This window comes from Antarctobacter sp. (genome assembly GCF_048262615.1).
In the GTDB taxonomy this organism is placed as follows: Bacteria; Pseudomonadota; Alphaproteobacteria; order Rhodobacterales; family Rhodobacteraceae; genus Antarctobacter.
Window position 1 is genome coordinate 159,053 of sequence record NZ_JBLXFB010000002.1, and the last position, 14,223, is coordinate 173,275.

Annotated in this window: 6 protein-coding genes; 1 reads left to right on the plus strand and 5 read right to left on the minus strand. The window is 65.1% G+C overall.

All coding sequences use genetic code 11. The features are described 5' to 3' along the window. Positions 1-3 precede the first annotated feature (3 nt). The 4 genes from ACN0S5_RS02835 to ACN0S5_RS02850 form a co-directional block, all read right to left on the minus strand. Positions 4-1,020 carry a glycosyltransferase family 2 protein gene (locus ACN0S5_RS02835; protein ID WP_417205764.1) on the minus strand — a complete coding sequence of 339 codons (1,017 nt, stop codon included), beginning with the start codon at positions 1,018-1,020 and terminating at the stop codon, positions 4-6. 5 nt (positions 1,021-1,025) lie between these two features. Next, a complete protein-coding gene (locus ACN0S5_RS02840) occupies positions 1,026-7,493 on the minus strand; it encodes a type I polyketide synthase (RefSeq protein ID WP_417205766.1) in 6,468 nt (2,155 codons plus the stop codon). Positions 7,494-7,674: 181 nt separating this feature from the next. Beyond that, positions 7,675-9,036 (minus strand): oligosaccharide flippase family protein, encoded by a 1,362-nt coding sequence (locus tag ACN0S5_RS02845; RefSeq protein WP_417205768.1) that lies wholly within the window; start codon positions 9,034-9,036, stop codon positions 7,675-7,677. Further along, entirely contained in the window at positions 9,033-9,884 is an 852-nt protein-coding gene (locus ACN0S5_RS02850) for a glycosyltransferase (RefSeq protein WP_417205770.1), read from the minus strand. The genes ACN0S5_RS02845 and ACN0S5_RS02850 overlap by 4 nt, the downstream gene beginning before the upstream one ends. A 163-nt stretch (positions 9,885-10,047) precedes the next feature. Between ACN0S5_RS02850 and epsE the strand changes: the two genes are divergently transcribed. Next, complete coding sequence (epsE, locus tag ACN0S5_RS02855; protein ID WP_417205772.1) at positions 10,048-11,271, plus strand: exopolysaccharide biosynthesis GT4 family glycosyltransferase EpsE; 1,224 nt, start codon at positions 10,048-10,050, stop codon at positions 11,269-11,271. Between the two features lie 32 nt (positions 11,272-11,303). On the opposite strand, the gene ACN0S5_RS02860 is transcribed toward epsE, so the two are convergent. Further along, positions 11,304-14,216 carry a calcium-binding protein gene (locus ACN0S5_RS02860; protein ID WP_417205774.1) on the minus strand — a complete coding sequence of 971 codons (2,913 nt, stop codon included), beginning with the start codon at positions 14,214-14,216 and terminating at the stop codon, positions 11,304-11,306. Between the last annotated feature and the right edge of the window lie 7 nt (positions 14,217-14,223).

The window sequence follows — 14,223 nt, forward strand, 5'->3', positions numbered from 1 at the left end:
TGCTTACTCCGCTTCCAGTTCAGCCGCGACCCGCACCGCCTGTGGGGCCGCTTTGCGCTTTCCCGGCGGGGGCCGGAACAGTGCCTTGATGTCATGTACCAGCAAATCACGCAGAAAATGCGGCGGGTCCGCCGGTGCCTTGCCTTGCAGCAAGACCCGCAGCCGCCAGAACGCCCCGCCAAGCGCGTGCATCAGGGTCGCCAAGACGGCATAGGCCCGACCGTGATTCTTGGAGAAATAGTGCCAGCGGCTGTCCAGCCAGAACCCCGGAATGCGCGTCCATTTCTTCATGCCGGTTGAGACCGACCCGATGTGAGCCACCGCGCTTTCGCGCACATAATGCGTCTCGAACCCCGCCCGCGCAGCACGCAGGCAGAGGTCCGTTTCCTCAAAATAGAGGAAAAAGCCTTCATCAAAGAGGCCGATCCGGTCCAGCACGTCCTGCCGCATCATGATCGACGCGCCCGCCAGCCAATCGACCCGCTGAGTCGCCTCCGGCACGCCGATGGGCACCGATTTGCCCTTTAGCAGGCGTGACACCGGGCCGAACCGCATTGCCCCCTCAAGTTCCGACCAGATCGACGGGAACCGGAACGCCGTCACATGCGCGTCGCCCTCTTCGCCGTGGATATAGCTGCCCGCAAAGGCCGCCTCTGGGTGGGTTTCCAGATGGTCATGCAACCGCCGGATCGCATCGGGCGCGGGAAAGGCATCGGAGTTGAGCAGGTAGACATAATCCGGCGCGCTTCCGTCTGCCATCGTCGCCCGAATGCCGACATTGTTGCCCGCGCCGAACCCGCCGTTTTCCCCCGATTGCACCACCCGGATCGGTGCGCCCTGCGCCCAATCCTCGGACGCCACGGCCTGCCTGATCCGCTGATACGAGCCATCACCAGAGGCGTTGTCGACGATCACCAGTTCCGCATCCATCCCGTCCATCGCACGCAGCGCGGCGCGAACCGACCGCAGCGTCATCTCTGCGGTCTTGTAGTTCAGCGATACCACCAGAACCCGCGCCATCGCCGTCACTCCGCCGCGTGGCTGGGAAAGGCCACCACTTCGCCATTGCCGCTGGACGCGGCCTCTGCGCCCTCAATCGCCTCACGCATGAGCGCGGCCAGCACCCGCACGTTCGGCTCCAGCACCATGCTGTCATGGTCGCCGGGCACCTCATGCACCTCGACCCCCGGCACCATCCGGCCCCAGTCGTTGTCATGGGTCACGTAGGTCCGTTCCGAGTTCACCAGCGCACCGTTCGAGACCGTCCATTTGCCCACCAGCGGCGGACGGCACAGCACCACGCGCCCATCCCAAGGCCGCAGGGTGTACCCTGCGATGGCACGGTAGAACGCCGCCTCGATCTCGGCGTTGTGGAAACCGAGTTCGGGTCCGGTGGCCGCGATCTGCCGCCGTTTGGCGATCTCCCATTTGATGCGGTTCTTCAGCCAGATGAAGGGATACAGCGGCCCCGTTTCGCGCGCCTGATGCCATTGGATGATCAGCCGGTCGCGCCGGGACAAAGCCCGCCGCTGCGGCAATGGCGTGTCCAGCAAGACCACAAGCGAGACCTCTTCGCCCATAACCTCTAGCTGGCGGGCGACCTCATAGGCGGTGATGCCCCCGCCAGAGAACCCGCCCAGCATGTAGGGGCCCTGCGGCTGCACCTGCCGCATTTCGGCAATGTAGTCGCGCGCCGCCTCTTCGATGCTGTCGTGCGGGGCCTCGCCGCCATACAAGCCACGCGCCTGAAGACCGTAAAACGGCCGGTCTGCGCCCAACAGATGCGCGAGATGACGCAGGTTCAGCACGTTGCCAAACATCCCCGCGATCAGGAAGAATGGCCGCCGCGCGCCACCGTCGCCGTCATGCATCGGCACAAGATGGGTAAAGCGCCGCTCTGGCACCGGTTGCGCGCCCGGTTCTGCGGTCACGGGGCCAATCTGCGCCTCGATCAGGGACGCGCAAGTGCGGATGGTCGGGGCCTCGAACAGGACAGAGATCGGGAAATCAACGCGGAACGCCTTTTTCACCATCGCAAACAGGCGCACCGCAATCAGAGAGTGCCCGCCAAGGTCAAAAAAGCTGTCTTCCGCCCCGACGTTCTGCACGCCCAAGAGATCCTCCCAGAAACCGGCCAGCCGCTGTTCTATCTCCCCCTCGGGGGCGACATAGTCGCTGTCCAGTTGCGGCCGGTCAAAGGTCTGCCCGCCTGTCGCCTCGGCGACAGAGGCCGCCGCCTGCCGCGTCAACGCGTCCAGATCCATCGACGACACCACCACCTGCCGCGCGCCCAGCGCCAGAGCGCGATGAAAGGCCTCAACCCCTTCGTCGGGCAGGATGCCCTGGCTCAGGTTATGGGCCAGACGCTCTTCGGCGGCGGACAGGGGATGCGGTTTGTCGGTGTCATCCAGTTCCAGTTCGGCAGCCGTCAGTGGCGGGGCGGCCTTCAGCACATTCGCCGTGGCCAGTTTGCGGATGGTAAAGCCCGTGACCTCGACAAGCACCTGTCCTGCGGCGTCGCACAGCGTGATGTCAAAGCTCGCCGTCTCACGGTCGGCGCGGTTTTCGGCGGCATTGCGGACCCAGGACACAACGCGATCCGGCAGCGCCCCATGTACCCGCACGAGACCATAGCGCACCGGCACCCACAGATGCGTCGGCTGATAACCTTCGATCAGCTCCATCGCCCATCCGGTGGCTATATCCATCAGCGCCGGATGCAGCGGAGTCTCGGGCGCAGAGGCATTCGCGGGCAGCGACAGATCGGCAATCCCTTCCCCCTTTCCCAGCGCGCGGGCATCCAGCACCTTCCAGCTGCCACCAAACGCCAGATGCACCTCTTGGGCCGAGGTCAGCTTGGCCCCGTTGCCGTCCACATGGGCCGGGCATCGCGCCCGGATCGCATCCAGATCCAGCCGCGCGGGCCGCGCCATCGGCATCAGCGACAGCGCGCCCTGCGCCGTCAGGGCAAAGCCGTGGCGACCATTCAGCGTGGCATCCGCCAGCACGTCAAAACCATAGCCCTCGTCAGAGCGCGTCAGCCGTAGCCGCACATCCCGCGCGCCACCCTCGGCCACGCGCAGGGGGCGCAGGAAGGACAGGTCGCGGATCTCGAACGGGCCGCTTTCGCCATGCGCGCGCAGCGCCTGCGCCGCAAGCGACAGATAGCCGGTGCCCGGCAACAGCGCATCGCCCGCCTTGGTGCGGTGCTGGTCGATGAACCAGTCGTCGGTGGAATAGCGCGCGCCAAAGATGCGGTTGCCGTGGTCGTCAAATGTGGCCTCTGCCAACATCTCCTGCACCACCGGGGTCACCGGCGGTTTCGGCAGGTCGCCAGTGCGCGCGGCAACCGCCTCGGCGGCCATGCCGACCTCGTTCCAGATCCCCCAGTTGATCGCCACAACCCGTGTCTTGCCGGTGCGGGCACGGGCAAAGGCGTTCAGGAATTCATTGGCGGCCACGTAGTCCACCTGTCCGGCAGGGGCCGTAACGGTGGAGGAGGAACTGAACAATGCCATCCACTCCAGGGCGCCATCGGGGAACACCTCTGCCAATACCTGCGCGCCGTGGATCTTGGGCGTAAAGACATCCTCGACACTGGCGGGCGTCTTGGACAACAAGGGCGCATCGTCGATGACACCCGCGCCGTGGATCACGCCGGTGATCGGGCCGCACCGGTCCTCGACCGCGCGCCGCACCTGCTGCATCTGTCCAAGGTTGCAGACGTCTGCCGCCAGAACCATGACCTCGGCCCCGGCCGCTTCCAGGGCCTGAACCGATTTGATCCGCCGTGCCATCCGGTCCTGCGGCGCATGGCGGCGCAGGTAGTCGGGCCATTCCGAACGGTCAGGCAGCGTTTTGCGGGCCAAAAGGACCAGCTTTGCGCCCTGCATGGCAAAGTCCCGCGCCAATGTCAGCCCGATACCGCCAAACCCGCCGGTGATCAGGATGACCCCGCCGTTTGCTGTGGCCGGCACCTCTGGCAGGGCGACGGGTTTCATCGCGCATTCAAACCGCCGGTCCCCGCGAAGCGCCGCGATCCGGTCGCCGGGGTCACTCAGCAGTTCCTCCAGCACGCGCGATGAAAACGCATCCATCGCGCCCTCGCGCGCCGCCTGCGCCTTGGCCCGCGTCCACAGGGACGCCTCGACCGGACCGGGCAGAACAACGTCCAGCGTCGAGACGCTCACCCCCGGCAGTTCGCGCGGGATCACCCGCGCCGGTCCCGCGATGGTCGCCTTTTCGGGATAGGGCAGGGGTTCATCCCGCAACTGCGCGGCCCCATTGGTGACAACCGTCAGGTGCAGCGGACGTGGCAGTCCCTCAGCCTCCAACGCCTGTGCAAGGAACATCAGGGCATAGAACCCCTGCTCCTGCACCCGGTGGAAAAAGGAGGAACCGGGGCGGTGCCCCTCCCCCTCTGTCAGCAGCCAGAAATGGCCGATCCGGGTGGGGACAATGCCGCGCGCAACAAGGTCCTGCAACAACAGGTCATAGCCTTCGCGCCCGCGTTCGGGTGCCAGCACATAGCCCTCACCCCTGCGCGCAAAAGCATCGCCGGGGCGCACCTCGACCACCGTGTGAGCAGCCCCGCGCAACCGCGCCGCCGCGCGTTTCGCCACACCGGCCTCATCCATGAACATCAGCCAGACCTGAGGCGCGGCGTCGTCCAGACCCTCCACCACATCAACCTCGACCGGGGCGGACCGGGGCCGCCAGACCGACTGCCAGCCCCATTCGGACAGGTCGTCATTGCGCATCAGGAAACTGGGCGCGCTGTCTGTCGCGGCCTTGCCCGGCGCGATGAAATACGGGCTGCGCTGAAAGGCATAGGTCGGCAGAACCACGCGATTGCGCCGCGCGTCGCCCCAGATCTGATCCCAATCGATCTGCACGCCCAGCGCGGACAGCCGCCCCAGCACCTCAAACATATGCCGGTCGTCGGCGATCTCTTCATCGGGATGGCGCAGCGACGACAGCACCTGATTGCCGGAAACATCAGCGTGCTGCCGCGCCAGAGAGGACAACGCCTTGCCCGGCCCGACCTCAAGGAAGACCCGGTTTTCCGTGGCCAAGGCCCCGACGCAATCGGCGAACAGCACCGTGCCGCGCAGGTGCGCCACCCAATAGTCGGGGTCCGTCGCCTGTTCCGCTGTCATCACCGCGCCAGTGCGGTTCGATGTCAGGGGAAGGTGCGGCGCGTGCAGGTCTATCGACCGGAGGTACTGGCCGAATTCGGCAAGGATCGGCTCCAGCATCCGGCTATGCGCCGCGATGTCGATCCCGATCCGGGTGCAGTGCACCTCGCGCCGCTCCAACTCTGCCTGCAAGACATCCAGCGCCGCCTGCGGGCCAGAGGCCACCGACAGGTCTGGCCCGTTCACCGCCCCCAGATCCAGCTCATCGCCCAGCAAGGGCCGCAGGTCATCCGCTGGCAAACCGACCGACAGCATCCCGCCCGGAGGCACCGTGTCGAACAGACGTCCGCGCAGATACACCAAGCCGATGCAATCCTCAAAGCCGATCACACCCGCCACGCAGGCGGCGGTGTTCTCGCCCATCGAATGCCCGGTCAACGCGGCGGGCTGAATGCCCCAGCTCATCCACAACTGCGCCAGCGCATATTCGCAAATCATGATCAGCGGCAGTTGCAGCGACGGCGTTAAAAGGGCTGCATCCGCCGCCGCCTCGGCCCCGCGCTCGGGCAGCCAGAGGGCGCGAACCCCCGGCTTCTTCTTTGCTGAAATACCCCCTTCGACCGTGCCGCCAGAGATCCGCTCAAGGTGATCCAGCCCCCGGTCCATCCATTCGGCAAAGACCGGCTCTGTCTCATACAGATCGCGCGCCATGCCCGCGTACTGCGCGCCGCCACCGGGAAACATGAAGACAACCTCGGGCCGGTCCAGCGCAACGTGGTCGAACACCCGCCGCGCCTCGGCCCCGTCCAGCAGGCGCGCCGCCTCTGTGTGCGACCCCGCCACGACGACACGGCGTTTTTCAAACGCGCGCCGTCCTTCTTTCAGGGTCCATGCGACATCCGCCAGATCCTGTTCCGGGTGCGCCCGCAGGTGCGCGGCCAACCGCTCGGCATTGCCATCCAGCGCCGGTTTGCTGCGCGCAGAGACCGTCAGGATCTGGAACGGCCAGTCCGACTCGGCGCTGGACGCGCGCTCTGGCGCCTCTTCGAGAACCACATGCGCGTTGGTCCCGCCCACGCCCAAAGAGTTCACCCCGGCCCGGCGCGGATGGTCGCTGCGGGGCCAGTCGCGCAGCCGGTCGTTCACCGCAAAGGGAGAGCCGTCAAAGTCGATGGCCGGGTTCGGTGCTTCATACCCCAATGACGGCGGCATCTGGCGGTTGTGCAGGGCAAGCGAGGCCTTGATCAGCGAGGCGACACCCGCCGCCGTATCCAGATGGCCGATATTGGTCTTGACCGACCCGATGCGGCAATGGCCGACGGCGGTGCTAGTCTCGGCAAAGGCCTGGGTTAGCGCGGCCACCTCGATCGGGTCACCCAGATAGGTGCCGGTGCCGTGACATTCGACATAATCGACGGTGTCCGCCGTCACGCCCGCAATCGCCTGCGCCTCTGCCACGGCGATGGCCTGCCCCTCGACGCTGGGCGCGAGGTATCCGGCCTTTTGCGCGCCGTCGTTGTTGACCGCGCTGCCCTTGATGACGGCCCAGATGTGATCGCCATCGGCCATGGCGTCCGCCAGCCGCCGCAGCACCACAACCCCCGCGCCGGACCCGAACACCGTGCCTTCGGCGCGATGGTCAAAGGCGTGGCATTGGCCGTCCGGCGACAGGATTTCATTCTCTTTGTAGAGATACCCGCGCCCCTGCGGCAGTTCGATGGTCACACCACCCGCAATCGCCATGTCGCATTCGCCGTTCAGCAGCGCCTGCGCGGCATAATGCGTTGCGACCAGCGAGGTGGAACAGGCGGTTTGCAGGTTGATCGACGGCCCGTGCAAATCCAGCACATGGCTCAGCCGCGTGGTCATGAAATCCTTGTCGTTGCCGGTGTGGCGCAACAGGAACATGCCGGTATTCTCAACCAGATCGGGGTTCGAGCAGACGTTGAAATAAAAATACGACCCCATCCCGCAACCGGCAAACACACCGACCTGCCCGTCAAAGCTGTCGGGCACATGACCGGCGTTTTCCAGCGCCTCCCACGCGCATTCCAGAAACTGCCGGTGCTGCGGGTCCATGATCGCCGCCTCTTTGGGAGAGAACCCAAAGAACTCGGCATCGAAGTGGTCAAAATCCTCCAGCGGGGCAGCGAAAGGCACGTAGTCGCGATGTCGCATCAGGCCGGGGTCTTCGCCCGCCGCGCGCAGATCGTCCTCGCTCAGACGCCGGATCGACGACACGCCGTCGCGCAGATGCCGCCAGTAGGCCGCGATATCCGCAGCCCCCGGCAAATGCGCCGCCATCCCCACGATGGCGATATCGTTTTCACCAATGCGGGCTTCGTCATCGGTCATCTCTGACTCCGAATGCGTTTGCGCCGCCACCCACCGTCACATTTGCCCGGAGATTGCGGCAATTTTTAGGTGTTTTCGCCCGTTTCTGCCCCAATTGGGACAAGGTATGAGGATATTCATCCAGACGTCCGGACAATCTGTCTATCCTTTCGGAATTGTTTCCAAACGGGGAATTTTGGGCCTAACCGCCCTGTTGGGACAAGCGCAGAATCGGCTCCCAGTTCAGCCAGATCGCCAGCGCGGTCAGTCCCAGACCTACCCCGGCAAACAGCGCATCGTGCAGCCCGTCCCATGCCCCCATGCGCCGGGCCAGCCAGACGACCACCGGATAGGCCAGCGTAAAGGCCACGGCCTGACCGATCAACGCGCCGATCAATCCTGCGATCTGCAATCCGATCAGAACACATCCGACCATCAGAACGGCCCGCGCAAAAGCCAGATAGAAATACCGCCGCGAATCCCCCGCCGCGAGCGCCGCCTGATCATAGGTCATCACGATCAGCATCGGGATCTGCGCACAGGCCAGCACCACGGCCACCGCCCCGGCCTGCGCATAGCGGGCATCATACAGCGCCTCGACCAGCCAGACTCCCAGCAGTGCAAAGACCGCCACAAACCCGATCAACAGGGCAGACACCGCAAACCGCATCTTGCGCAGCTTCAGGAAATTGTCGCGGCTCTGGGTCGGCGGCGTCTCACGGTAGACGGGGATCAGGATCTTATGCGTCACCAGATTGCCCAGCATCAGCGGAAAAGACGCCCAGAAGAACCCGATGTTGTAGACGCCAAAGGCATCCAGCGCGATGAACTTGCCAATCAGCATCTTGTCGGCCTGGGTAAAGAAGAACCCGCAGACCGTGGCCAGAAACACCCATTTGCCAAAGCCGATCAACTCTTTCGCAGCCGCCTTTTCCCAATGCAGGCGGTTGCCCGGACCGGGCAGAAAACGCCAGTTCAGCGCGACCTCTATCAGGGCGCCGATCACGCCAGAGACCACAAGCGCCCAGACCGACCCCCACCACCACGCCAGAAGGACGGCGGCCACGACACCGGCCATCTGCGTCCCGATGTCGAGGATCGTCACCCGGCCCAGCATCAGATGCCGGTTGGCGGTGATCATCCGGGTCGGGCGAAAGCCGGTGATCAGCAAGGTCAGCGCCGAAACCGGCAGGATCTGCGTGAGCAGGGGCTGGTCGTAAATCAGCGCCATCGGCCATGCCAACCCGCAGGCCACCAGCCACAACCCGACGCCGCGAAATGCCTGAATGGTCCAGGCGGTGTCGAGGAACCTTTGGTCGTCGCCGCGTTTGGATTGCATGATCGACGGGGTCACACCGACGTCGGAAAACTGTCCCAGACCCATCAGGAACACCATGACCAGCGCCATCAGGCCAAAGGCCTCTGGGAACAGCAGGCGGGTCAGGATCAGGTTGGAGGCCAGCCGCAGCACTTGGCCAAACCCGAAACTGCCCATCGTAAGCAGGGATGAGCGCATGGCGCGCGCAGTGATCGACCCACCTCGGAGCGCGGCAAGAGAGGTCATCGCCCACGGCTCCAATCCTGTTGACGGCGCGGCGTCAGTCTTACCGCCAGCGCAACGCCCGAGTAGACGAGAAAACCCAGCGGGTCGGCCAAGGCAAGACGCAGCTTGCGGCGCAACGGAAAGTCCGGCTTGTCATCGTTGCGCATCAGGTCCGGGTAGAGCGCGGCAATTTCATCGACGCCCGCGTTCTGCCGCCGCCGCACCTTGATCAGATTGCGCGCCCCTTCGGCAATCGGCCAGCGATAGCTGGCGGGCACCCCAATGCGTTCTTCGGGGCGAAAGTGCAGACGGACATAGATGTCGTCCGAAATGATCTTGGGGAAGCGGTCCCAGCGCGCGCGGCCCGCCGCGTTCACGGCAAACAGGCCACATCCCGGCACTACGTCGCGCATGAAGGGCACCCGCCGCCAAATCCGCGCATAGGCGCGGCTGACCGGGGTTGCGGCCGCGATCTCGACCTGACCGCTGGCATAACGCGGGGTCGGCACAGCCAGCGCCTTGGCCAATTGCGCCAGCAGGTCGGGCGTCACCGTCACATCGGCGTCCAGATAGACGCGGGTCGCCGCCCGCGCCGCCGCATCCCCGGCGTTCAGGGCACCGGGCTTGCCACCTTCCGCCCGGTCGATCACCTGTAGATGCCAGCCCCGTTCGGCGGCGTGTCCGGCGTAGGACCGCGCCACCGATGCGGTGTCATCCTTGCAGCCATTGGCCACCACGATCACCTCGACAGGGCCAGAGTCGCGAGAGGCCAGTAACGCCTCTAGGCAGCCACCGATCAGCGCCGCCTCGTTGCTGGCTGGCACAATCACACAGAGCGCCGCGCCACGCGAATGATAGTCTTGATCCATATCTCTTGCCCACACCCGTACCCATGCGGCCACACCTTGAAAAAATACACCATGCCCCGCACTGGAAACTGCTCTGGAACTGTGGCCAAAGCGTGGAATCACTTAGGTTTGTAAGAGACCAACGCCCCAGCGGCGGTGCGGCTGCCATCTCAAGGACTAACAGGTGACGCAAGGCTTGCGTATCGGGTATATCGTCCCGCAATTCCCGGGACAGACACATATTTTCTTCTGGCGCGAAATTCAGGCGCTGGAAGCGATGGGTCATGAGGTTCACGTTTTTTCGACCCGCAAACCCCCGCGCAAGCTGATTTCACATGACTGGTCGAATGAGGCGATTGCCCGGACCACCTATCTGGGCAAGGTCGATCCGATCCCCGCCGCCATCGCACTGGGCAAGATGTCGGCCAAGGGCCTGCCGCTGTGGATGCTGCGCGAGGGGCCCGGTTTCGCCAAGGACGCGCTAGTCACGCTGGCCGCCGCCGAACGGCTGCGGCAAGAGGCGGCGGCGCGCGGACTGGACCACATCCACGCCCATTCCTGCGGCCGTGCGGCGCTGATCGCCACCTTTTGCCACCTCATGGGCGGGCCGACCTATTCGCTGACCCTGCACGGACCGCTGTCGGATTACGGACCCGGTCAGCGGGTCAAGTGGCGGCATGCCAGCTTTGCCACCATCATCACCCGCAAGATCCTGAACGAGATCGAGCAGAGCATTGCCGGCTATCTGCCGGACCGCCGCGTGATCCGACCGATGGGGGTCGATACAGAGGCGCTCAAACGGTCCGCGCCCTATGTGCCGCCCGAACATGGCCGCCCGATCCGCCTGTTCAGCTGCGGGCGGCTGAACGTGGTCAAGGGCCATCAGGATCTAATGGCCGCCACCCGGCAATTGCTGGATCAGGGCGTCGACGTGCGGTTGGAAATCGCCGGAGAGGACGACGCAGGCGGCACCGGCTATCGCGCGGAACTAGAGGACACGCTGAAACGGCTGCGCCTTCAGGATCACGTGAAATTGCTGGGCGCAATCGACGCGGGCGCGGTCAAGGCCAAGCTGGAAGAGGCGCATCTGTTTGTGCTGGCCTCATGGCATGAGCCGCTGGGCGTCGCCTATATGGAGGCGATGGCAATGGGGGTGCCGACCATCGGCACCGACGCGGGCGGCGTGGCCGAACTGATCACCGACGGCTCTACCGGCTATCTGGTCGAGCCGAAGAACCCCGGCCAACTGACCCGCACGATCCGTTCGCTGGTGAACGATCCGGACGCCCTGCTGCGCCTGTCCGAGGCAGGCCGCGCGCATGTGGTCGAGAATTTCCGCGCCTCGCTGGGGGCCGAGGTACTGGTCGAGGAAATCGAGCGTCTGAAGGACCGTGGCCCGGACGCCTGAGCCCGCGCCGCCCCCCGCCCGTCAAACCCCGGTCAAAGCCCCTCGGTCGGGATCTCTAGCGCTGGGGCGTCCGCAAAGATCAGCCCCTCTATCCCGGTCATCCGCACCGTGCCATCCGGCCCGGTGGCCACCAGACGACCGTTGTCTTGCGTGATTTCATAGGCGTCCCGCGCTCCGGGCAGCACCGCCACATCCCGGCCCGGTCCACCGACCAGCACATCCGCGCCGCCGCCAGAGACCAGCACGTCGTCGCCATCGCCGGTAACGATGTAATCCTCCTGCGGCGTACCCTCGACGCGGCCCGCGCCATCCAGCACCCGGATACCGTTATCAAAGGCCTGCGCCTCTCGCCGTTCCCACCCGTTCGGGCCGGAGGCGTTGAAGGCCATCAGCATGTCCCAGCGGGGGTTCTCATCCTCCAGATACCGCTTGGCCCCCCAACTGCCCCACATGGTCGCCGGGGCCACGTCCACAAAGGCGTTGAACAACACGCCCCCTGCATCGACCCATCCGGCCAACAACTGCTCATACAGCTTGGCCATCTCGGGCGTGTAGCTGAACGCGTTGAAGAAATGGGTCAGCCGTTCATCGTTGACCCGCGCGCCGTGGCCGACAAGATGCGTGCCGCCTTCGTACATGATCAGGCGCAGATTGTTCTTGCGCGCCACACCCGCATGATAGGGAAAGACCTCTGTCACGATCTGCCGCACCGATCCGTCCGACAGCGCCTGCGCCACCGGGGCAATCGCCCCGTCAAACCGCCGCTCACGGACGTATTCGCGCAGGGCGACGCGCTGTAACCCCTCTGCCTCTCCAGCCTCGCGGGCCATCTTTTCGGCGGTGTCCAGCCAGCCGTCCATCCGCTGTGCCATCTCGACGCCGCCGATCTCATAGCCGAAATAGCCGGTCACGGCGTAGGCATCGAAACTGTCCACCGGCATACGCCCCAGTTCCAGAAAGGCCAGCGGCGCTTGCAGGATCTGCTGTTCCAGTCCGGGCCAGCCCGTGTGGGTCGAGACCACCCGCACCAGCCGGTCCGATGCATCACCAAAAACCTCTGTCCAGATGTCCATGATCTGCGCCGACCGCAGGCCATAGAACTGGGTCCAGCCCTCTCCGGTTGCGCCCCAGCGCGCGTCTGCCTGCTGGCGCACCCATGTGGCCTGCGGAAAGCCGAGGTTCCAGACCTCGTTCGAGAATTCCACATAGGCCTTCAGCCGTGGGTCAAGATCGCGTTCCACCACCTCGGCGAATTGCCGGATATAGGTATCATCGACAAGGTGGGGCATGTTGAACCACGGGTCCGCGCCAATCACGTTGGCCAGCCGCACCATGACCTCGACCGGGACACCCCATTCGGACCAACTGGCGGTTTGCATGGTCGGGCGCGCGTCCCAGCCTGTCACCGGAGAGCCGTTGGTGATCATCCAGTCCATGAACCGCAGCACGCGCATATCCTCGATCCGGTCGAGGAAATCGGGGTTGAACAAGGCCCCCGCCTGATACAGCGCCTGATGTTCCTCGCGCAGGATCACGATGTTGCGGATCGGGTCCTTGGTGTCGATGCCGGTGATCGACAACGCCACCAGCCCCTCGCCCGGTTCATAGGAAAAGGTGATGCGGCCATTCTCACGCCGTACCCGTTTGGCCCGTCCGACAAGACGAATGCGCGCGTTGCCGTCATAGGTCAGCACATAGTCGCCGCGCAGCGATTCCGCCTCGACCGGCTGGTTGGTCAGGATCACGGTTTCCAGCGCATCGACCCCTTCGGGCATCCGCAACGGCCAGTCGTTTTCATCCAGATCGCCGCGTGCGCGCAGCTCTTCCGTCCGCACAGCGCCCCATGTGTCACCAACGTTGCCAACCCACCCCCGAGACGACTTCATCAGGTCAAGGAAGGGATGCTGCGTCGACCAGTCGGAAATGCCGTTCAGCCCCATGGCCAGCGCGGGGATACCTTCGGGCCTGATCCCACTGGGCGGCAGAGACACCGGCTGACGCTCTGGCAACGCGGGGGCGACGGGGGGTTCGGGGTCCGCCGCCGGGGCCCGCGCCTCACGCTGCGGGACTGCCTGCCAGATCGCCTTGGCCAGCGCGCCATAGTTTTCCACCACATCCGGATGCAGCGTGGCGGGCGGGGTGAACGCTGCGGGCGGCGGGGCCTCATAGACCCACGCATAGGTGACCATGGCCGCCAGCATGTACAGCGTCGGCGTGCCGTGCGGCGCGTTGTCGGTATACAGCGCCTGCGGCGGCACGTTTTCCAGCAGGCCGCCCTCGGCGAAGAACCCTGCAAGGATCGAGGCCACCGGGATCAGGTTAACCTGCGTGTCGGACCGCGTGACGGCCAGCACGTTCAGCAAATCGCGATACCACTGATGGTATTCCCCCGCGTTGTAGGCGTGAAACGCCTGTGTCTCTTGCGCGGTGGGGGGAAAGGTCGCGACGATGCCGTCCATCGTCGACCAGCCCTCATAGATGAACAGACGAGAGGCGGGGCTGTTCGCGCCGACCCAGTCAAACAGCCGCTGCAATGCGCCCAGCGGGCTTTCGCCGGTCGGATTCTCTCCCTCATAGGGCACGTCGGGCAGTTGGTACTGGATGAAGTTGCCCGGTGCCACGATCACCGCGTCAAAGCGACCGTCGCGGAAACTGCCCTGTCCGGGCGACCACGCGCCGGACACGCCGGGAAACCCCCAGTTCGCCGTTGGCGGCAACCCGTCGGCGAAGTTGCGCAGGAACCCCCATTGGCCGTCCAGCGCAAGGCTGCGCCCATCGGCCTTGGCCATCTCGTTCATCCAGTGCGGAACATTGGTCAGATCGGAGGTCTCGCTGAGGTGGTGCACCAGCGAATTGCCAAAGACGTAAACGCGCGCCTCATCCCGCTCTGCCGCCGATCCGACACCCGCCCAAAGCGCCATCAGCGCCATCAGGATCCGTTTCATGCCCCTG

Coding starts and splice junctions, on each gene's coding strand:
- ACN0S5_RS02835 (WP_417205764.1), bottom strand. CDS start 1,020: ATGGCGCGGGTTCTGGTGGTATCGCTGAACTACAAGACCGCAGAGATG.
- ACN0S5_RS02840 (WP_417205766.1), bottom strand. CDS start 7,493: ATGACCGATGACGAAGCCCGCATTGGTGAAAACGATATCGCCATCGTG.
- ACN0S5_RS02845 (WP_417205768.1), bottom strand. CDS start 9,036: ATGACCTCTCTTGCCGCGCTCCGAGGTGGGTCGATCACTGCGCGCGCC.
- ACN0S5_RS02850 (WP_417205770.1), bottom strand. CDS start 9,884: ATGGATCAAGACTATCATTCGCGTGGCGCGGCGCTCTGTGTGATTGTG.
- ACN0S5_RS02860 (WP_417205774.1), bottom strand. CDS start 14,216: ATGAAACGGATCCTGATGGCGCTGATGGCGCTTTGGGCGGGTGTCGGA.